The 20,678-nt window shown below is 40.9% G+C and carries 18 protein-coding genes; all 18 read left to right on the forward strand.

Features of this window, described 5'->3' with window-relative positions:
- The first annotated feature begins 38 nt into the window (after positions 1–38).
- The 18 genes from SK642_RS00160 (at position 39) to purH (ending at position 20,547) form a co-directional block, all read left to right on the forward strand.
- Positions 39–1,223, forward strand: coding sequence for an N-acetylmuramoyl-L-alanine amidase family protein (locus tag SK642_RS00160; protein ID WP_033682864.1), 1,185 nt, complete (start codon positions 39–41; stop codon positions 1,221–1,223).
- A gap of 155 nt (positions 1,224–1,378) precedes the next feature.
- Complete coding sequence (locus SK642_RS00165; RefSeq protein WP_033682865.1) at positions 1,379–1,525, forward strand: smi_0057.1 family bacteriocin-like peptide; 147 nt, start codon at positions 1,379–1,381, stop codon at positions 1,523–1,525.
- Between the two features lie 564 nt (positions 1,526–2,089).
- On the forward strand, positions 2,090–2,905 hold the full coding sequence (locus tag SK642_RS10805; RefSeq protein ID WP_235230846.1) for a GHKL domain-containing protein: 816 nt from the start codon (positions 2,090–2,092) through the stop codon (positions 2,903–2,905).
- Positions 2,902–3,633 carry a response regulator transcription factor gene (locus SK642_RS00175; RefSeq protein ID WP_033682867.1) on the forward strand — a complete coding sequence of 244 codons (732 nt, stop codon included), beginning with the start codon at positions 2,902–2,904 and terminating at the stop codon, positions 3,631–3,633. Before SK642_RS10805 ends, SK642_RS00175 begins: the two co-directional genes overlap by 4 nt.
- Positions 3,634–4,226: 593 nt before the next feature.
- Positions 4,227–4,403 (forward strand): class IIb bacteriocin, lactobin A/cerein 7B family, encoded by a 177-nt coding sequence (locus SK642_RS00180; protein ID WP_033682868.1) that lies wholly within the window; start codon positions 4,227–4,229, stop codon positions 4,401–4,403.
- Between the two features lie 231 nt (positions 4,404–4,634).
- The gene (locus SK642_RS00185; RefSeq protein ID WP_000067699.1) at positions 4,635–4,805 is read left to right on the forward strand and encodes a H354_08695 family bacteriocin-like peptide; all 171 of its coding nucleotides are present in this window, start codon (positions 4,635–4,637) and stop codon (positions 4,803–4,805) included.
- A 39-nt stretch (positions 4,806–4,844) separates the two neighbouring features.
- Complete coding sequence (locus SK642_RS00190) at positions 4,845–5,024, forward strand: hypothetical protein (RefSeq protein WP_033682869.1); 180 nt, start codon at positions 4,845–4,847, stop codon at positions 5,022–5,024.
- Positions 5,025–5,719: 695 nt separating this feature from the next.
- Positions 5,720–5,908, forward strand: coding sequence for a hypothetical protein (locus SK642_RS10820; protein WP_033682871.1), 189 nt, complete (start codon positions 5,720–5,722; stop codon positions 5,906–5,908).
- A 310-nt stretch (positions 5,909–6,218) separates the two neighbouring features.
- On the forward strand, positions 6,219–8,372 hold the full coding sequence (gene comA, locus SK642_RS00205) for a peptide cleavage/export ABC transporter ComA (protein WP_033682872.1): 2,154 nt from the start codon (positions 6,219–6,221) through the stop codon (positions 8,370–8,372).
- A 12-nt stretch (positions 8,373–8,384) separates the two neighbouring features.
- Positions 8,385–9,734 carry a competence pheromone export protein ComB gene (comB, locus tag SK642_RS00210; protein WP_033682873.1) on the forward strand — a complete coding sequence of 450 codons (1,350 nt, stop codon included), beginning with the start codon at positions 8,385–8,387 and terminating at the stop codon, positions 9,732–9,734.
- 169 nt (positions 9,735–9,903) lie between these two features.
- On the forward strand, positions 9,904–10,611 hold the full coding sequence (gene purC, locus SK642_RS00215) for a phosphoribosylaminoimidazolesuccinocarboxamide synthase (protein ID WP_033682874.1): 708 nt from the start codon (positions 9,904–9,906) through the stop codon (positions 10,609–10,611).
- A gap of 1 nt (position 10,612) precedes the next feature.
- Positions 10,613–10,756 (forward strand): phosphoribosylaminoimidazolesuccinocarboxamide synthase, encoded by a 144-nt coding sequence (locus tag SK642_RS11110; RefSeq protein ID WP_080708883.1) that lies wholly within the window; start codon positions 10,613–10,615, stop codon positions 10,754–10,756.
- 54 nt (positions 10,757–10,810) lie between these two features.
- Entirely contained in the window at positions 10,811–14,536 is a 3,726-nt protein-coding gene (locus SK642_RS00220) for a phosphoribosylformylglycinamidine synthase (RefSeq protein WP_033682875.1), read from the forward strand.
- Between the two features lie 161 nt (positions 14,537–14,697).
- The gene (gene purF, locus SK642_RS00225) at positions 14,698–16,140 is read left to right on the forward strand and encodes an amidophosphoribosyltransferase (protein WP_033682876.1); all 1,443 of its coding nucleotides are present in this window, start codon (positions 14,698–14,700) and stop codon (positions 16,138–16,140) included.
- A 214-nt stretch (positions 16,141–16,354) separates the two neighbouring features.
- Positions 16,355–17,377: a phosphoribosylformylglycinamidine cyclo-ligase gene (purM, locus tag SK642_RS00230; RefSeq protein ID WP_033682877.1), complete on the forward strand. Its 1,023-nt coding sequence runs from the start codon at positions 16,355–16,357 to the stop codon at positions 17,375–17,377.
- Positions 17,374–17,928, forward strand: coding sequence for a phosphoribosylglycinamide formyltransferase (purN, locus tag SK642_RS00235; RefSeq protein ID WP_033682878.1), 555 nt, complete (start codon positions 17,374–17,376; stop codon positions 17,926–17,928). Before purM ends, purN begins: the two co-directional genes overlap by 4 nt.
- Positions 17,925–19,007, forward strand: coding sequence for a hypothetical protein (locus SK642_RS09695; protein ID WP_051734055.1), 1,083 nt, complete (start codon positions 17,925–17,927; stop codon positions 19,005–19,007). The genes purN and SK642_RS09695 overlap by 4 nt, the downstream gene beginning before the upstream one ends.
- Positions 19,000–20,547 carry a bifunctional phosphoribosylaminoimidazolecarboxamide formyltransferase/IMP cyclohydrolase gene (purH, locus tag SK642_RS00245; protein ID WP_033682879.1) on the forward strand — a complete coding sequence of 516 codons (1,548 nt, stop codon included), beginning with the start codon at positions 19,000–19,002 and terminating at the stop codon, positions 20,545–20,547. The genes SK642_RS09695 and purH overlap by 8 nt, the downstream gene beginning before the upstream one ends.
- Positions 20,548–20,678: the final 131 nt, after the last annotated feature.

Consider the following 20,678-nt stretch of genomic DNA (forward strand, 5'->3'; position numbering starts at 1 on the left):
AGTCCTCTTATAGCTATTCAATAAAGGAGGAAATGGCTATGAAAAAATCTAAACTATTCACTCTTGGTTTGCTTGCAGGTGCTGGTCTGCTTTTGTCAATCAACCAAGCACAGGCTGCAGATACTTGGGTTAAAAATGGTTCTGACTGGAATCTTTCACAAGATGGCAGTCTTGCTAAAAATAAATGGGTACAAAATGCTGGTTCTTGGTACTATTTTGACGATTCTGGTAATATGCAGACAGGCTGGCTCAAAGACGGTGATACTTGGTACTCACTAGCAGATAGTGGCGCTATGCGTACTGGATGGTACAAGGAAGGCAATACCTGGTATTCACTAGCAGATAGTGGCGCTATGCGTACTGGATGGTACAAAGAAGGAAACACCTGGTACTATCTTCATTTTAGTGGTTCTATGATGACAGGTTGGGTGTTCATAGATGGTAATTGGTATTATTTTGAACAATCAGGTGCAATGGCCTCTGATAGAGTTGTAAATTCTAGTGATGGGACAGGCTATATTCTCAGTAAGGATGGCCATATGTTCACTTTACGAAATAACCCTTATAAACATGGTGACATTGTTCGTTTAGGCGATGGATATGAATATCTGATTACAGCAAAATTTGACGGAAATAACTTTACTGATGTTATCGTGGATAAAAACACTTGGTATATCAAACCTGAGTTCAAGAAGTTTTCCGACAAATACGGGGATCACGTTTCAAATACGACGTTGGCTTTAATAGATAATAAAGAAGAAGGACAGGAAATTGATCCTAAAGCTGTTATAAAGAATTTCCAAAACTTACCAAACAGGTATTACTTTGGGGCAGATGGTCGTCGCGTAACAAATTTACCAGAAATGACCACCTATTCAGAGATTAAAAAAGTTGGCAATGATGTCTATTTAGAAAATCCAGGTGCACGACTTCGTCTTGTAGGTACCAGATTTACAATCAATAACAATAAACTATACCATTTAGAAAATGAACAAGGTAAGCTCACAACAGGTTACTTTGTATTAATTGATGATGGAGCAACGACTAGTAGCCATCATGTTCTCGCCTATGCAGATCAATCTGGTGAAATTCTTAAAATGAAACGCTTGCCATCAAGATTTTCAGATTATTTTGACAAAGAAATCGATGGTTTCTATGGTCAAAAAATTAAGATTACACAGCCAAATAAGTATGAATATTACAAGGTTCTTGTGGTAAAATAAATAGATAAGCAATCTTCACAACGAATATAAAAAATAAAACGTGCAAATCATTTTCAGGAGGCTTTAGATTTCTTGTATTTTAAAAGGAAACTAAAGCCTTTTGTAGATGAAGCAGGGGATAGAGTTATCTATAAAATAATGAAAAGGAGTCTGTCATGGAAATGAAAAATACATTTGAAGAATTGAAACAATTTGAAGAGTTAACCCTAGAGGTATTGGAGGAAGTGAATGGTGGAGGGATTTTTGAAGATGCCGTAAAATGGTGCGATAAGTTATTTAGTACGGGTAGACACTTTGCTTAAATTAACAGTATTCGTTAGAGATTAGATTTATTTATGATTATTTTAGAATTCTTAGTTTCTGTGCTATATATACTATTGGTAGTTATTTCAACCATGGTGCCTACTATTTATTTGGGTGCTCAAATTTCCCCAGAATTTTATAAAAAACGTTATTGGGTCCTTGTATTTTTAATTAGTTTATCTGCTCGTCAAACATTTGGAGAATTATTTCATATAGGAATCATTCTCTTCTTTTATTGTATTTTTTTACTAGTATTGCACAAGAGAAAAGGGGAATCTCTTTTCCTTTCTCTGTATCTTTTCCTATTCTTTCAAAGTATTCGTTATTTATTTTTGACAATTTGGATTCGTGTATTATCTGGTGAGCCTTGTTGTTTTGTAGATTCGTTTTCCACATTATATAGATCTGTATTTGATTTATTATCAATATTTCTATGTTGTAAAATAATGAAGCGTTGGTCTTTGGATTTGGATTTATTCTTTTCAGATGCTTTCAAAACCCACTATCATAAGAGTTTTTTCATTATCCTACCTCTGACTGGATTTAGGATATTCTCTTCATTTATGACCAATAGAAATAGTTCTTTCTACGTTCGTTTTGACACGACCATTTCTCTTCTGATTTTCATTCTCTTTTTCTCTTGGCTCTTTTATATCAAGCATTTGGAGCAGGCTTATCGTGATGATCAGACCATTCAGAGACAGGAAGAAGAAAATCGTTCCTTGCAAGGAATGGTGGATAAGCTGGGTCATCTCTATGATGAAGTTCGAGGTTTTCGTCATGATTTTGCAGGAATTGTCGCTAGCATGGAGCCTGCCATAGCGAATCAAGACATGGCCGAGGTGTCTACCATTTATCAAGATGTCTTTCTAAAGACCAATGAAAAGCTGAGAAAGGCAGATTACACAGCCTTTAATCTTCACAATATCCATGACATAGCCATTCGCAATACCTTGGCAAAAGCCATGATTGTGGCAGATAATCAGGGAATTCATTTTAGTTTGGAGACGGTGGGGGTCGTAGAAGAGCTGGCATTACCTATGTTGGAGGCTATCCGTATCCTTTCTATTCTTACTACAAATGCCTTGGAGGCAGCGAGTGAGGCGGAAAATCCGCAGATTCGAGTTGCTTTATTGGCAAGTGATAGGAGTGTCCGTTTTATCATTGAAAACACTCGTAAGAAAGAAGAACTGAATCCCAGCATTCTCAGTCAAAAGGGTTATTCGACCAAGGGCAACCACAGTGGACTGGGCTTAGCGACCTTGGAGGATATGGTTTTTCATTATGATTTAACCTTAGATACTCAGCTAGGAGAGACGACTTTTAGACAAGATTTAGAATTGCCATTTAAGGATGAGAAACGAGGGGGAGAGGAATGAGAATTTTAGTTTTGGAAGACGATAGAGTCCAGCAAGGACGGATAGAGCAGACTTTACTAGATATCGGTCGCTCTCGTAATTTAAGATTGGAAATTGATATTGCCAAAAACTATGGAGATGTTGAAAAGTATTCTCAGTATTTTGACCATTACCAGCTCTATTTATTGGATTTAGAGATTGATGGAGAGCGTGAACGGGGCTTTCAGGTTGCTCAACAGGTTCGGGAGCGGGATCCTTTTACAAGCATTGTCTTTGTGTCCACGCACTCGGAGGCCTTGCCTCTAGCTTTTCGCTACCACTTGTCTGCTTTGGATTTTATTTCCAAGGATCAGCCTGAGGAGGATTACCGTCATCAGCTGGAGCGCTGTCTGGACTATGTACTGGCAGTGGATAAGAGGGAAAATATGCGTCTCTTTACCTATAGTTTTGAGGGGAGACGGGGCTTTACTCTGCCCTACCATGAGATTTTAGCCTTTGAAACCTCAGTGGAATCCCACCGTATCAAGGTCTACTATGCCAATCATTCTATCAAGACCATTTATGGCAGTCTCAAGGATATCGCTGCTAAGGCTGAAAAAGATTACTTTGCCTATGCCAATCGCAATACGTTGGTCAGTTTACAGGCCATTGAAGAGATGACTGCGACAGAAGTGACCCTGTTAGAAGGTCTGCACTTCCCCGTATCACGGACAGCCAGAAGAACCCTTAAAAAACACCTTAATGTCTAATATCTGTTAGACTTGAATCAATTTATCAATAAGAATGTCGGAAAATTTTCTGATATTCTTATTTTTTTGAATTCTTTTTCGAATAGATAAGTAAGAGGGAAAAGAAAGGAGCCTGGTTTATGTATCTACCAATCTTGTATCCATGGTTTACTAAATTATTTTTCAAATAAAATTTAATTTAGTTGTACATTTTCGAAATTTTTTTCGAATAGATAAGTAAGAGGAAAAGGAAAGGAGCCTGGTTTATGTATCTACCAATTTTTTATCCGTGGTTTACTAAATTATTTTTCAAATAAATTTAATTTAGTTGTACATTTTCGAAAATTTTTTTCGAATAGATAAGTAAGAGGAAAAGAAAGGAGTCTGGTTTATGTATCTACCAATTTTCTATCCATGGTTTACTAAATTATTTTTCAAATAAACTTTAATTTAGTTGTTCATTTTCGAAATTTTTTTCGAATAGATAAGTGAGAAGAAGAGGAAAGGAGATTAGAAATGATTATTTCAGCTATTTATCCAACTTGGCTATTTAAGTGGCTTAGAGGCTAAACATTAAAGATATAACAAAACATAAAAATTGAGGAGAAAAAAAGATGACAAATTTTGACAAAATGGAACAGAACTTTGTAGCTCTTACAGAAGAAGAGTTGATGGATGTGGATGGGGGAATTGCTTGGGAGGTAGTCTCTTTGGGTATTGCGATTAGCTGGGGGATTTACCAAGCTGGTGAAGCTGCTGGTAAAACATTCTACTATATTACTCATCCATAGTATTTGATAAATATGAGCAAGAAAACATTTTGGATTATACTACTCGTTATTACAATTGTGGTGACTGCCGTTGGTTTAGGATTGTCTGCATATAATTATTACGTTTTTAATAGACCTTTTTTCAATAGTACTACTAAAGGACTGTTATCTGCATTTGTTATGAGTGTATTGATGATTATTATTGGTGTATTAAAAGAAAACTAATTTTTATTATTAAAATGGAGGATAAATATGTCAAATTTACAAACTATTGAACAAAATTATACTACGTTAAGTGATATTGAACTGCAAGAAGTTGATGGTGGAGGAGTGTTACTTTTGGTTGGTGGTGGTATTTTGGCTGTCGGACTGTTAGCTTGGGGTGCGTATAATGGTTATCAGTCGGCATCACGAGGTGGATAAAAAGATGGTAGATTGTTTTTTAGTAAATAGGAGTCTAACATGAAAACATTTTTATTAGGTTTTGCTGAGGGTTATTTTATCGTATCGCTCATAATCTACATCGCAACGTATTTGATTTTGAGAAATCCAATCAATACCCTATTTTATCCAGAAATTTACCCTGTTTTATTTGGGCTCTTTTATCTAGGATATAAGGTCAATAAAAAGCGAGTAGAGTGAGTGGTTAAGAATGACTTGTTAGTCTACGCTGAAAACGGTTAGGGTAGAATCTAAGAATGCATCACATCGGAGTTTAATATGAAATTCGTTAAATCAGTATTGAAAGTTTTGCCTGAAATCATGGTATTACTTAGTTCAATGTCTTATATAATCATCAGATTAGTAGCTGACATAAATAAAGTATCTTTACCTACTTGGTTTGATAATCTTAATATACCCACGGTTGCATTATTTATGATGGTCTTCATTCTTTTATACAGAAGTAAAGAAAAAAAGAATAGATAGATTTGAAGCGGTAGACGCTCTATAGGGAATAGGTGTCTTATAGTAACGAATCAAAAAAAGGAGTAACTATGAATCGTAATTTAGAACGGTGTTATCTATTCTGACTAGGAATAGATCATACCAGAGGTGGCTTAGAAATAGCAGGGACATTAGAAATTGAAGTAACTTTAAATAGGATGTCGTAAAGGTTACTATCAATGATTTATTTGTCCCAAGCTTGCCTAGGGTGACAGTAAAAAATCAATTTCCTTTCATACCATATTTTTAGTAGGTAGAACGCTTGTTCTGCCTATTTTTTTATCTCAAAAGTGCAGTTGAGGTGTTTATTTATATCGTTTGGAGTTTATTTGGAGTTTTACATGTATTTTTGATAAAATAGGTATAGAAATTAGGAAAGTCGAAGAAAAGGAATGAAGAAGGTTTTAAGATATTTTTTAGTATTTGTTTTTCTATTTTTGATGAATATTTTCATCTTTAAGATACTAGCAACTCTGGGATTTCAACTGACAATGAGTGAAAAGAGTTATATTGTACCACCGCTGTTTTCGATTATCGTTTTATATATGATTGACAAAATAATTAGGAAGAAAAAGAAATAAATATATATTTTAGGTAGGACGTTTGTTCTGCCTATTTTCTTTATCCTAAAAGTGCAGTTGGGAGGGAGATAGGCGCATTTGGGGAGGAAGTACAGTTTTTGTTTTGTGATTGGGGTAAGATAGTTATTATCAGATGAGTTTATACTCTTCGAAAATCAAATTCAAACCACGTCAACGTCGCCTTGCCGTGTAGATGTTACTGACTTCGTCAGTTCTATCTACAACCTCAAAGCCGTGCTTTGAGCAACCTGCGGCTAGTTTCCTAGTTTGATCTTTGATTTTCATTGAGTATTAGGAAAAGGAGATGAATATGAAATTTGGGAAACGTCACTATCGTCCGCAGGTGGATCAGATGGACTGCGGTGTAGCTTCATTAGCTATGGTCTTTGGCTACTATGGTAGTTACTATTCTTTGGCTCACTTGCGAGAATTGGCCAAGACGACCATGGATGGGACGACGGCTTTGGGCTTGGTCAAGGTGGCAGAGGAGATTGGCTTTGAGACGCGAGCGATTAAGGCGGATATGACACTCTTTGACTTGCCAGATTTGACCTTTCCTTTTGTTGCCCATGTGCTTAAGGAAGGGAAATTGCTCCACTACTATGTGGTGACTGGGCAGGATAAGGACAGCATTCATATTGCTGATCCAGATCCTGGAGTGAAATTGATCAAACTGCCACGTGAGCGTTTTGCGGAAGAATGGACAGGAGTGACTCTTTTTATGGCACCTAGTCCAGACTACAAGCCTCATAAGGATCAAAAAAATGGTCTGCTATCTTTTATCCCTATATTAGTGAAACAGCGTGGCTTGATTGCCAATATCGTTTTGGCGACACTCTTGGTAACCTTGATTAACATTGTGGGTTCTTACTATCTGCAGTCTATCATTGATACCTATGTGCCAGATCAGATGCGTTCGACGCTGGGGATTATTTCTATTGGGCTGGTTATCGTCTATATTCTCCAGCAGGTCTTGTCTTACGCTCAGGAGTATCTTTTGCTTGTTTTGGGGCAACGCTTGTCGATTGATGTGATTTTATCCTACATCAAGCATGTTTTTCACCTACCTATGTCCTTCTTTGCGACACGCAGAACAGGGGAAATCGTGTCTCGTTTCACGGATGCTAACAGTATCATCGATGCGCTGGCTTCGACCATTCTTTCGATTTTCCTAGATGTGTCAACGGTTGTCATTATTTCCCTTGTTTTATTTTCACAAAATACCAATCTCTTTTTCATGACTTTATTGGCGCTCCCTATCTACACAGTGATTATCTTTGCCTTTATGAAGCCGTTTGAAAAGATGAATCGGGACACCATGGAAGCCAATGCGGTTCTGTCTTCTTCTATCATTGAAGACATCAATGGTATTGAGACCATCAAGTCCTTGACCAGTGAAAGTCAGCGTTACCAAAAAATTGACAAGGAATTTGTAGATTATCTGAAAAAATCTTTTACCTATAGTCGGGCAGAGAGTCAACAAAAGGCTTTGAAAAAAGTTGCCCATCTCTTGCTCAATGTCGGTATTCTCTGGATGGGGGCTGTTCTGGTCATGGATGGCAAGATGAGTTTGGGGCAGTTGATTACCTATAATACCTTGCTGGTTTACTTTACCAATCCTTTGGAAAATATCATCAACCTGCAAACCAAGCTTCAGACAGCGCAGGTTGCCAATAACCGTCTGAATGAGGTTTATCTGGTAGCTTCTGAGTTTGAGGAGAAGAAAACGGTTGAGGATTTGAGCTTGATGAAGGGAGATATGACCTTCAAGCAGGTTTCCTACAAGTATGGCTATGGTCGAGATGTCTTGTCAGATATCAATTTGACTATTCCCCAAGGCTCTAAGGTGGCTTTTGTGGGGATTTCGGGGTCAGGTAAGACGACCTTGGCCAAGATGATGGTTAATTTTTACGATCCAAGTCAAGGGGAGATTAGTCTGGGTGGTGTCAATCTCAATCAGATTGATAAAAAGGCTCTGCGCCAGTATATTAACTATCTGCCTCAACAGCCCTATGTCTTTAACGGAACGATTTTGGACAATCTTCTTTTGGGAGCCAAGGAGGGGACGACTCAAGAGGATATCTTAAGGGCGGTCGAATTGGCAGAGATTCGGGAGGATATCGAGCGCATGCCACTGAATTACCAGACAGAATTGACTTCGGATGGGGCAGGGATTTCAGGTGGTCAACGTCAGAGAATCGCTTTGGCGCGTGCTCTCTTGACAGATGCACCAGTCTTGATTTTGGATGAGGCAACTAGCAGTCTGGATATCTTGACAGAGAAGCGAATTGTCGATAATCTTATGGCTTTAGACAAGACCTTGATTTTCATTGCTCACCGCTTGACCATTGCTGAGCGGACAGAGAAGGTTGTTGTCTTGGATCAGGGCAAGATTGTTGAAGAAGGAAAGCATGCTGATTTGCTTGCACAGGGCGGCTTTTACGCCCATTTGGTGAATAGCTAGAAAGAGGAGAGGATGAAACCAGAATTTTTAGAAAGTGCGGAGTTTTATAATCGTCGTTACCATAATTTTTCCAGTCGGGTGATTGTGCCCATGTCCCTTCTGCTCGTGTTTTTACTTGGCTTTGCAACTTTGGCAGAGAAGGAGATGAGTTTGTCTACTAGAGCTACTGTCGAGCCTAGTCGTGTCCTGACAAATATCCAGTCCACTAGCAATAATCGCATTCTTGTCAATCATTTGGAAGAAAATAAGCTGGTTAAGAAGGGGGAGATTCTGCTTCAATATCAGGAAGGGGTAGAGGGTGTCCAAGCAGAGGCCTATGCCAGTCAGTTGGACATGCTCAAGGATCAAAAAAAGCAATTGGAGTATTTGCAGAAGAGCTTGCAAGAAGGGGAGAACCACTTTCCAGAGGAGGATAAGTTTGGCTATCAAGCTACCTTTCGTGACTACCTCAGTCAAGCAGGTAGTCTTAGGGCTAGTACATCGCAACAAAATGAGACCATCGCGTCCCAGAATGCAGCAGCTAGTCAAACCCAAGCCGAAATCGGTAACCTCATCAGCCAAACAGAGGCTAAAATTCGCGATTACCAGACAGCTAAGTCAGCTATTGAAACAGGCGCTTCCTTGGCCAGTCAGAATCTAGCCTACTCTCTCTACCAGTCCTACAAGTCTCAGGGGGAGGAAAATCCGCAAGCTAAGGCTCAGGCCGTGGCGCAGGTTGAAGCGCAGCTTTCTCAGTTAGAATCTAGTCTTGCTACTTACCGTGTTCAGTATGCAGGTTCAGGTACCCAGCAAGCCTATACGTCAGGCTTAAGCAGTCAATTGGAGTCTCTTAAATCCCAACACTTAGCAAAGGTTGGTCAGGAATTGACCCTTCTAGACCAGAAAATCTTGGAGGCAGAGTCAGGTAGGAAGGTACAGGGAAATCTTTTAGACAAGGGGAAAATTACGGCGAGTGAGGATGGGGTGCTTCATCTTAATCCTGAGACCAGTACTTCTACCATGGTAGCAGAAGGTGCCCTACTAGCCCAACTCTATCCGTCCTTGGAAAAAGAAGGGAAAGCCAAACTCACAGCTTATCTAAGTTCAAAAGATGTAGCAAGAATCAAGGTCGGTGATTCTGTTCGTTATACGACGACTCATGATGCCAAGAATCAACTTTTCCTAGATTCTACTATTACAAGTGTTGATGCGACAGCTACCAAGACTGAAAAAGGGAATTTCTTTAAAATCGAGGCGGAGACTAATCTAACTTCGGAGCAGGCTGAAAAACTTCGATATGGGGTGGAAGGTCGCCTGCAGATGATTACAGGCAAGAAAAGTTACCTACGTTATTATTTGGATCAATTTTTGAACAAAGAGTAATGTTCGTGTTTTTAGAGTTAAATGATTTTAAAACTGTGAGAAAGATTCTTCTTGCGGTTTTTTCTTTATGATTTTTGAGATTACTACGTTATTTATTCGGTTAAATTCTTGTAATTTTAGGTTTTTTATGGTAGAATGTGCTCAAGTAATACGAAAGGCGAACTTTAAAATGTCAAAACAATTGATCTATTCGGGAAAAGCTAAAGATATCTATACAACTGAGGATGAAAATCTTATTATTTCAACTTACAAGGACCAGGCGACTGCTTTCAATGGTGTCAAGAAGGAGCAGATTGCGGGCAAGGGAGTATTGAATAATCAGATTTCATCTTTTATTTTTGAGAAATTAAATGCGGCTGGTGTGGCGACTCACTTTGTGGAGAAACTTTCAGATACGGAACAACTCAATAAAAAGGTGGAAATCATTCCTTTGGAAGTCGTGCTCCGCAACTATACTGCTGGTTCCTTTTCAAAACGTTTTGGTGTGGATGAGGGAATCGCCTTTGAGACTCCGATTGTCGAATTTTACTACAAAAATGATGATTTGGATGACCCATTTATCAATGACGAGCATGTGAAATTTCTACAAATTGCGGATGACCAGCAGATTGCCTACTTGAAGGAAGAAACCCGTCGTATCAATGAACTTTTGAAAGTCTGGTTTACTGAGATTGGGCTTAAGTTGATTGACTTTAAGCTAGAGTTCGGTTTTGACAAGGATGGCAAGATTATCTTGGCAGATGAATTTTCACCAGATAATTGCCGTTTGTGGGATGCAGATGGCAACCACATGGATAAGGATGTTTTCCGTAGGGGACTAGGTGAATTAACCGATGTTTATGAAGTTGTCTGGGAGAAGCTGCAAGGTTTGAAATAATCTGTTTGCAACGGAAAACCTTCGTCTCTCAACTAAAAGAACTCAGGCTGAAAAGGTCCCCCAGACCTTTTCACTCCGTAGGGGACTAGGTGAACTAATTGATGTCTACGAGATTGTTTGGGAAAAGTTGCAAGAATTGAAATAACAACCTCAAGGTCGTTGGAACATTGCAAGAGCTGAAATAAAGGAATAAGAATTGATGAATAAACGTATTTTTGTTGAAAAAAAGGCTGATTTTCAGGTCAAGTCAGAGAGTTTGGTAAGAGAGCTCCAGCACAACTTGGGACTGTCAACTTTAAAAAGTATTCGCATCGTGCAGGTTTATGATGTTTTTGATTTGGCAGAAAACTTGTTTGCGCCTGCAGAAAAACACATTTTCTCTGAGCAGGTGACAGACCATGTCTTGGACGAAGCGGCAGTGCAAGCGGATCTTGCTAACTATGCTTTCTTTGCTATTGAAAGTCTGCCAGGGCAGTTTGATCAGCGTGCGGCTTCTTCACAGGAAGCCTTGCTTTTACTGGGAAGTTCGAGTGATGTGACAGTCAATACAGCCCAACTGTACTTGGTCAATAAAGATATTGATGAGACTGAGTTGGAAGCAGTCAAAAACTACTTGCTCAATCCAGTTGATTCTCGTTTCAAGGATATCACGACAGGGATTGCCAAGCAGGAATTTTCAGAGTCGAACAAGACCATTCCGAAATTGACTTTCTTTGAAAGCTATACGGCAGAAGATTTTGCCCGCTACAAGGCCGAGCAAGGGATGGCAATGGAAGTGGATGATTTGCTATTTATTCAAGACTATTTCAAGTCAATCGGGCGCGTGCCGACGGAAACTGAGCTCAAGGTTTTGGATACTTACTGGTCTGACCACTGCCGTCATACGACGTTTGAGACAGAGTTGAAAAATATCGACTTCTCAGCTTCTAAATTCCAAAAGCAATTGCAGTCAACATATGACAAGTATATTGCCATGCGCGAGGAATTAGGTCGTTCTGAAAAACCACAAACCTTGATGGATATGGCGACTATTTTCGGTCGTTATGAGCGTGCTAATGGTCGTTTGGACGACATGGAAGTGTCAGATGAGATCAATGCCTGCTCGATTGAAATCGAAGTAGACGTTAACGGTGTCAAGGAACCTTGGCTCCTCATGTTCAAGAATGAAACCCACAACCACCCAACAGAAATCGAACCATTTGGTGGCGCGGCTACTTGTATCGGTGGAGCCATTCGTGACCCATTGTCAGGTCGCTCATATGTCTACCAAGCTATGCGTATCTCGGGTGCTGGTGATATTACAGCACCGATTTCGGAAACTCGCGCTGGGAAATTGCCACAACAAGTCATTTCTAAAACAGCGGCTCACGGTTATTCTTCATATGGTAATCAGATTGGTCTGGCGACAACTTATGTTCGTGAGTACTTCCACCCAGGATTTGTAGCTAAACGTATGGAGCTAGGTGCTGTTGTCGGAGCGGCTCCTAAGGAAAATGTGGTTCGTGAAAAACCAGAAGCGGGTGATATGATTATTCTCCTTGGAGGGAAGACAGGCCGTGATGGTGTCGGTGGTGCGACAGGCTCTTCTAAGGTTCAAACAGTTGAGTCTGTAGAGACTGCTGGAGCTGAGGTGCAAAAAGGGAATGCCATCGAAGAACGCAAGATTCAACGACTTTTCCGTAATGGCGATGTGACTCGTCTTATCAAAAAATCAAATGATTTTGGCGCTGGTGGTGTCTGTGTAGCTATTGGTGAATTAGCAGACGGTCTTGAAATCGACCTTAACAAGGTGCCTCTTAAATACCAAGGCTTGAATGGTACCGAAATTGCTATCTCTGAATCTCAAGAACGGATGGCAGTCGTGGTTCGTCCTGAAGATGTGGATGCCTTCGTTGCAGAATGTAACAAAGAAAATATTGATGCTGTTGTGGTAGCGACAGTCACTGAAAAACCAAATTTGGTCATGCACTGGAATGGTGAAACCATTGTCGACTTGGAACGTCGTTTCCTGGATACCAATGGTGTGCGCGTGGTTGTCGATGCTAAGGTTGTGGATAAGGATGTCAAACTCCCAGAAGAGCGTACAACAAGCGCTGACACACTTGAAGCAGATACTCTTGTGGTTCTGTCTGATTTGAACCATGCGAGTCAAAAAGGCTTGCAAACCATTTTTGACTGTTCGGTCGGTCGTTCAACGGTCAATCACCCACTTGGCGGTCGCTATCAACTCACTCCAACTGAGGCATCTGTACAGAAATTGCCAGTTCAACACGGTGTGACTCATACTGCGTCAGTCATGGCTCAAGGTTTCAACCCATATGTAGCTGAATGGTCTCCATACCACGGTGCTGCTTATGCGGTTATCGAAGCAACTGCTCGTTTGGTTGCTGCTGGTGCCAACTGGTCTAAGGCTCGTTTCTCTTACCAAGAGTATTTCGAGCGCATGGATAAACAAGCTGAGCGTTTTGGTCAGCCAGTAGCAGCTCTCCTAGGTTCTATCGAAGCTCAGATTCAGCTTGGCTTGCCATCTATCGGTGGGAAGGACTCTATGTCTGGTACCTTTGAAGAATTGACAGTACCGCCAACCTTGGTCGCTTTTGGGGTGACGACAGCGGATAGCCGTAAGGTACTCTCTCCTGAGTTCAAGACTGCCAGTGAAAACATTTACTACATTCCAGGTCAAGCTCTTGCTGCAGAGATTGATTTTGACTTGATTAAGTCTAATTTTGCTCAATTTGAAGTTATACAAGCTGAACACAAAGTGACATCTGCATCAGCTGTCAAATATGGTGGTGTGGTTGAAAGTTTGGCACTTGCTACTTTTGGAAATCATATCGGTGCAGAAGTAACCTTGCCTGAACTTGAAACGGCTTTGACAGCTCAATTAGGCGGATTTGTCTTCACATCTCCTGAAGAAATTGCTGGAGTAGAGAAAATCGGTCAAACAAGTGCAGACTTTACACTGACTGTAAACGGTGTGAAGCTAGATGGACAGAAACTTGACAGTGCCTTCCAAGGAAAACTGGAAGAAGTTTACCCAACAGAGTTTGCCCAAGCCAAAGAACTGGCTGAAGTACCAGCTGTGGCATCAGATGTTGTGATTAAAGCCAAAGAAAAGGTTGAAAAACCGGTAGTTTATATCCCAGTCTTCCCAGGAACCAACTCGGAATATGACTCAGCCAAGGCCTTCGAAAAAGAAGGTGCAGAGGTCAACTTGGTACCATTTGTGACCTTGAATGAAGAGGCTATTGTCAAGTCAGTTGAAACTATGGTTGACAACATCAGTAAAGCTAACATTCTCTTCTTTGCAGGTGGCTTCTCAGCTGCGGACGAACCAGATGGTTCAGCTAAGTTTATTGTCAATATCCTGCTCAATGAAAAAGTGCGTGCAGCTATTGATAGTTTTATCGCTCGTGGTGGCTTGATTATCGGTATCTGTAATGGATTTCAGGCTTTGGTCAAATCAGGTCTTCTTCCATACGGGAACTTTGAAGAAGCCACTAGTACTAGCCCAACCCTCTTCTACAATGATGCCAACCAACACGTGGCCAAGATGGTGGAAACTCGCATTGCCAATACTAACTCACCATGGCTTGCTGGAGTGGAAGTTGGTGAGATTCATGCCATTCCTGTTTCGCACGGGGAAGGGAAGTTTGTCGTGACGGCTGAGGAATTTGCAGAACTCCGTGACAATGGACAAATTTTCAGCCAATACGTTGACTTCGAAGGCAAACCTAGCATGGATTCTAAGTACAATCCGAATGGTTCTATCCATGCCATCGAAGGAATTACCAGCAAGAACGGTCAAATCATTGGGAAGATGGGACACTCTGAACGTTATGAAGACGGTCTTTTCCAAAACATTCCAGGAAATAAAGACCAGCATCTCTTCGCGTCGGCGATTAAATATTTCACTGGAAAATAAGACTTGCAGATTTTCTAATAGATAGTATCAATAATGTAAAAGTCATGTAGGTCTAGCTCATGATGATTGCAAATGTTTTGTTTTGCGAGTGAAGCGAGCTCCTACCGTATCATTCCGCTCTACTGAAGGAATGATACACAAATGAAAATTAGGTATAAAAAATGACATACGAAGTAAAATCTCTTAATGAAGAATGCGGTGTTTTCGGTATCTGGGGACATCCAGATGCTGCTAAATTGACCTATTTTGGTCTCCATAGTCTTCAGCACCGTGGTCAGGAGGGGGCAGGAATCCTCTCCAATGATCAGGGACAATTGAAGCGCCATCGTGACATGGGACTTTTATCAGAAGTCTTCAGAAATCCTGCTAACTTAGATAAATTGACAGGAACTGGTGCGATTGGGCATGTGCGTTATGCGACTGCTGGCGAAGCTTCTGTAGATAACATCCAGCCCTTCCTCTTCCGTTTTCACGATATGCAGTTTGGCTTGGCTCATAATGGGAATCTGACCAATGCAACCTCTCTTAAGAAGGAGTTAGAAGAAAGAGGAGCCATTTTCAGCGCGACTTCGGACTCGGAAATCTTGGCTCATCTCATTCGTCGAAGTCATAATCCTAGCCTGATGGGCAAAATCAAGGAAGCGCTCAGCCTTGTCAAAGGTGGCTTTGCTTATATCCTGCTGTTTGAGGACAAGTTGATTGCGGCTCTTGACCCAAATGGTTTCCGTCCACTTTCTATCGGGAAAATGGCTAATGGAGCGGTGGTTGTTTCCTCTGAAACCTGTGCTTTTGAGGTTATTGGTGCTGAATGGATTCGTGATTTGAAGCCAGGTGAGATTGTGATCATTGATGACAAGGGCATCCAGTATGATAGCTATACAGATGATACCCAGTTAGCAATCTGTTCTATGGAGTATATCTATTTTGCTCGCCCTGATTCTAACATTCATGGTGTCAATGTTCATACAGCACGTAAACGTATGGGTGCCCAATTAGCGCGTGAATTTAAGCATGAGGCAGATATCGTGGTCGGTGTACCCAATTCTTCCCTCAGCGCAGCTATGGGTTTTGCAGAAGAATCTGGTTTGCCAAACGAAATGGGACTTATTAAGAATCAATACACTCAACGTACCTTTATTCAACCGACTCAAGAATTGCGGGAGCAAGGGGTGCGGATGAAACTGTCTGCTGTTTCAGGCGTTGTTAAAGGCAAACGTGTGGTCATGGTGGATGATTCCATTGTTCGTGGGACAACCTCTCGCCGTATCGTCCAGCTCTTGAAAGAAGCGGGTGCGACTGAGGTTCACGTTGCCATTGGTAGTCCAGCGCTAGCTTATCCGTGCTTCTACGGGATTGATATCCAGACCCGTCAGGAGCTGATTGCGGCCAATCATACGGTCGAAGAAACTCGCCAAATTATTGGGGCGGATAGCCTGACCTATCTTTCTGTTGAGGGGTTGATTGATTCGATTGGGATTGAAACAGATGCGCCAAATGGTGGTCTCTGTGTCGCTTACTTTGACGGTGACTACCCGACACCTCTCTATGACTACGAAGAAGATTATCGTAGAAGTTTGGAAGAAAAGACCAGTTTTTATAAATAGATGACAGATTCTCCATTAAAGAAAAGGAATAAATAAATGACAAAAAATGCTTATGCTTCACGTCTCACTACTGACTAAAAGCTAAAGCATTTGTCAGTAGACGCTTTGTCCTATAGGACCAAAGCTAGAGCCCTGACTAGTATTTTTAGATAAAAAGATGGTTTATCTAAAAATACGTCGCAGTCTTTCTCCATAAAAGAAAAGGAAAAATAAAATGGCAAATAAAAATGCGTACGCTCAATCTGGTGTGGATGTTGAAGCGGGTTATGAAGTTGTTGAACGAATCAAAAAGCACGTGGCTCGTACGGAGCGTGCAGGTGTTATGGGAGCTCTGGGTGGCTTTGGTGGTATGTTTGACCTTTCAAAAACTGGTATCAAAGAGCCCGTCTTGATCTCAGGGACTGACGGTGTTGGAACTAAGCTCATGCTGGCTATCAAGTACGACAAGCACGATACCATTGGTCAGGACTGTGTGGCTATGTGTGTCAATGACATCATCGCTGCAGGTGCGGAGCCCCTCTATTTCCTCGATTATGTGGCGACAGGGAAGAATGAACCAGCTAAGCTAGAACAAGTTGTCGCTGGTGTGGCCGAAGGATGTGTGCAGGCAGGCGCAGCCCTCATTGGTGGGGAAACGGCTGAAATGCCTGGCATGTACGGCGAAGATGACTATGACTTGGCTGGTTTTGCGGTCGGTGTGGCTGAAAAATCTCAAATCATTGACGGCTCAAAGGTGGCAGAAGGCGATGTTCTTCTCGGACTTGCTTCAAGTGGGATTCACTCCAATGGTTACTCTCTCGTCCGTCGTGTCTTTGCCGACTATACAGGTGAAGAAGTCCTGCCAGAATTGGAAGGCAAGAAACTCAAGGAAGTTCTTCTTGAACCGACTCGTATCTATGTCAAGGCTGTCTTGCCACTCATCAAGGAAGGCTTGGTAAACGGCATTGCCCACATCACAGGTGGTGGATTTATCGAGAATGTCCCTCGTATGTTTGCAACTGACTTGGCCGCTGAGATTGAGGAAAGCAAGGTACCAGTTTTGCCAATCTTTAAAGCCCTTGAAAAATATGGTCAAATCAAGCATGAAGAAATGTTTGAAATCTTCAATATGGGTGTGGGACTTATGTTTGCAGTTAGCCCTGAAAATGTAAGTCGTGTCAAGGAATTGTTGGATGAACCAGTCTATGAAATTGGTCGCATCGTCAAGAAAGAAAACGAAAGTGTCATCATCAAATGAAAAAAATAGCGGTTTTTGCCTCGGGTAATGGCTCAAATTTTCAGGTGATTGCCGAAGAATTTCCAGTGGAGTTTGTCTTTTCAGACCATCGTGATGCCTATGTGCTCGAACGTGCAGACAAACTCGGTGTTCTGTCCTATGCTTTTGAACTCAAGGAGTTTGAGAGCAAGATAGACTACGAAGCAGCACTTGTTGAGCTATTAGAAGAGCACCAGATTGACTTGGTTTGTCTAGCAGGCTACATGAAAATCGTTGGGCCAACCTTATTGGCGGCTTATGAAGGTCGGATTATCAACATTCACCCAGCCTACCTGCCAGAATTTCCAGGAGCTCATGGGATTGAGGATGCTTGGAATGCTGGCGTTGCTGAGAGCGGCGTGACCATTCATTGGGTAGATTCGGGTGTGGATACAGGAAAGGTCATCAAACAAGTGCGTGTGCCACGGCTAGCTGATGATACCATCGAAAACTTTGAAGCTCGCATTCATGAGGCGGAGTACAAGCTGTATCCAGAGGTGTTGGATAGTTTGGGAGTGGAGAGGAAATCATGAAGAAATCACAAGCAAAAGGATATTTATTAGAAATTGTATTGGCTAAGTTATTAAAAGTTAACGGATATGATTTAGTAACAAGCTCTGATAATGAAATTAGGTTCTTGGAAAGGAATGGTTTAAATGTCAAAGGAAGAGGTGGTTATCATCAATTTGACTCTTTAGGAACGTTCCGTATCACGCCACCATTTGTATATCCTATACGTTTATTTTTAGAGGCTAAATTTTATACAAATAATAAGGTTGGTATAGATAGAATTAGAATGGGAATAGGTATTCTACAAGATGTAAATACTAATTATTCCACAGTTGAGATGACAAGTGAAGAGTTAAGGTTACATAAATATAATTATAATTATGCTATTTTTTCTACATCAGGATTTACAGATGATGCTCAAAGATTGGCCATAGCTCATAAGATTTATTTAATGGATTTATCATCTGGCTATTACAAGTGGATTAGAGATTTTATAAATCAAATTGTAGATAGATTGTTTGCCATTAACAGGCTTCGTGGAGAAGATATTAGCAGTGATATTTTTAATGATTTTAAAGAAGAGTTTTCTAGTTGGATTAATAATTTAGGTTATCATCAACTTTATAGATGGTTTGATTCTGACAATAGACAATTAGTTGTGGATGAATTTGTACACCAAATGCAAAATGTTAGAAGTATTTATATAGCGAGTACAAAGAGTTCACAAATCATAGCACTTATACCTGATAATGATGATGAGTTTCGTAATTCTCTACTTAGAAACCCACATCAAGAAGTAACTATCACATGGAATGAAAATGAGAATGATGTATGGATAGTTAGACCAACTAGAAATTATGGTCAATATAGACTTACATTTCAATTACCAGCTGTTATTCGAGATTATATTTTTAATAATTCAGTAAATCAATATGAGAGTGCCTATGACGAAAAAAGAAGAAGTTTTGGGATGCTATCATTTATTGCTTATCTTGAGGGGGAAAATCCTACTTTGTGCACACTAAAATTTAACGAAGAAGAAACTAGAATCTTGGTAGACCGCTATAATCAACAGTTTAGATTGGAGAATCCAAATGATTAAACGCGCCTTAATCAGTGTCTCAGACAAATCGGGCATTGTTGAGTTTGCCCAAGAACTTAAAAAACTTGGTTGGGAGATTATCTCGACAGGTGGAACCAAGGTTGCCCTTGATAATGCTGGGGTGAACACCATTGCTATCGATGATGTGACTGGTTTTCCAGAAATGATGGACGGTCGTGTCAAGACCCTTCATCCAAATATCCACGGTGGGCTCCTTGCTCGTCGTGACTTGGATAGTCACCTGGAAGCGGCCAAAGATAATAAGATTGAATTGATTGACCTTGTGGTGGTAAACCTCTATCCATTTAAAGAGACTATCCTTAAACCGGGTGTAGAGTATGCTGATGCTGTGGAGAATATCGATATTGGTGGCCCATCTATGCTTCGCTCAGCTGCGAAAAATCATGCTAGCGTAACAGTTGTGGTAGACCCTGCTGACTATGATGTGGTGCTTAACGAATTGTCAGCAAATGGTGAAACAACTTATGAAACTCGTCAACATTTAGCAGCAAAAGTATTCCGCCACACTGCGGCTTATGATGCCTTGATTGCGGAATACTTCACAGCTCAAGTGGGCGAAAGCAAACCTGAAAAACTCACTTTGACTTACGACCTCAAGCAAGCTATGCGCTATGGGGAAAATCCTCAACAGGACGCGGACTTCTACCAAAAAGCTTTGCCGACAGACTACTCCATTGCTTCAGCCAAACAGCTTAACGGTAAGGAATTATCCTTTAACAATATCCGTGATGCGGATGCGGCTATTCGTATCATCCGTGATTTTAAAGACCGTCCAACCGTTGTAGCTCTCAAACACATGAATCCATGTGGAATTGGTCAGGCGGATGATATAGAAACAGCTTGGGATTACGCTTATGAGTCTGATCCAGTATCAATTTTCGGTGGTATCGTCGTTCTTAACCGTGAGGTGGATGCTGCGACAGCTGACAAGATGCATGGTGTTTTCCTTGAAATCATCATCGCACCAAGTTATACGGATGAAGCGCTAGCTATTTTGACCAATAAAAAGAAAAACTTGCGTATCCTTGCCTTGCCATTTGATGCTCAAGAGGCTAGCGAAGCGGAAGCAGAATACACAGGTGTTGTCGGTGGACTTCTGGTACAAAACCAAGACGTGGTCAAAGAAAGCCCAGCTGACTGGCAAGTGGTGACCAAACGCCAGCCAACTGAGACAGAAGCGACAGCTCTTGAGTTTGCTTGGAAAGCTATCAAGTATGTCAAATCAAATGGTATCATCATCACCAATGACCACATGACGCTTGGTGTTGGGCCAGGTCAAACCAACCGTGTGGCTTCTGTTCGCATCGCTATTGACCAAGCTAAAGACCGTCTTGACAGCGCTGTGCTTGCTTCGGATGCCTTCTTCCCATTTGCGGATAATGTGGAAGAAATCGCCAAAGCAGGTATTAAGGCTATTATACAGCCAGGTGGATCGGTCCGTGATCAGGAATCCATCGAAGCTGCTGACAAATACGGCTTGACTATGGTCTTCACAGGAGTGAGACATTTTAGACATTAAGAAACAAAAGGGAAGAAAACAGTTTCTTTCCTTTTTTTGAAATGAAATAATAGATTAATAAAAAGATTACGAGAAGCGAATTTATTTGTAAATTAGAAAACATCATAATTTTATCAGCAAGGTAATAAATA

It is taken from the genome of Streptococcus mitis (genome assembly GCF_000722705.1).
In the GTDB taxonomy this organism is placed as follows: Bacteria; Bacillota; Bacilli; order Lactobacillales; family Streptococcaceae; genus Streptococcus; species Streptococcus mitis_P.

Coding starts and splice junctions, on each gene's coding strand:
- SK642_RS00160 (WP_033682864.1), top strand. CDS start 39: ATGAAAAAATCTAAACTATTCACTCTTGGTTTGCTTGCAGGTGCTGGT.
- SK642_RS00165 (WP_033682865.1), top strand. CDS start 1,379: ATGGAAATGAAAAATACATTTGAAGAATTGAAACAATTTGAAGAGTTA.
- SK642_RS10805 (WP_235230846.1), top strand. CDS start 2,090: ATGACCAATAGAAATAGTTCTTTCTACGTTCGTTTTGACACGACCATT.
- SK642_RS00175 (WP_033682867.1), top strand. CDS start 2,902: ATGAGAATTTTAGTTTTGGAAGACGATAGAGTCCAGCAAGGACGGATA.
- SK642_RS00180 (WP_033682868.1), top strand. CDS start 4,227: ATGACAAATTTTGACAAAATGGAACAGAACTTTGTAGCTCTTACAGAA.
- SK642_RS00185 (WP_000067699.1), top strand. CDS start 4,635: ATGTCAAATTTACAAACTATTGAACAAAATTATACTACGTTAAGTGAT.
- SK642_RS00190 (WP_033682869.1), top strand. CDS start 4,845: ATGAAAACATTTTTATTAGGTTTTGCTGAGGGTTATTTTATCGTATCG.
- SK642_RS10820 (WP_033682871.1), top strand. CDS start 5,720: ATGAAGAAGGTTTTAAGATATTTTTTAGTATTTGTTTTTCTATTTTTG.
- comA (WP_033682872.1), top strand. CDS start 6,219: ATGAAATTTGGGAAACGTCACTATCGTCCGCAGGTGGATCAGATGGAC.
- comB (WP_033682873.1), top strand. CDS start 8,385: ATGAAACCAGAATTTTTAGAAAGTGCGGAGTTTTATAATCGTCGTTAC.
- purC (WP_033682874.1), top strand. CDS start 9,904: ATGTCAAAACAATTGATCTATTCGGGAAAAGCTAAAGATATCTATACA.
- SK642_RS00220 (WP_033682875.1), top strand. CDS start 10,811: ATGAATAAACGTATTTTTGTTGAAAAAAAGGCTGATTTTCAGGTCAAG.
- purF (WP_033682876.1), top strand. CDS start 14,698: ATGACATACGAAGTAAAATCTCTTAATGAAGAATGCGGTGTTTTCGGT.
- purM (WP_033682877.1), top strand. CDS start 16,355: ATGGCAAATAAAAATGCGTACGCTCAATCTGGTGTGGATGTTGAAGCG.
- purN (WP_033682878.1), top strand. CDS start 17,374: ATGAAAAAAATAGCGGTTTTTGCCTCGGGTAATGGCTCAAATTTTCAG.
- SK642_RS09695 (WP_051734055.1), top strand. CDS start 17,925: ATGAAGAAATCACAAGCAAAAGGATATTTATTAGAAATTGTATTGGCT.
- purH (WP_033682879.1), top strand. CDS start 19,000: ATGATTAAACGCGCCTTAATCAGTGTCTCAGACAAATCGGGCATTGTT.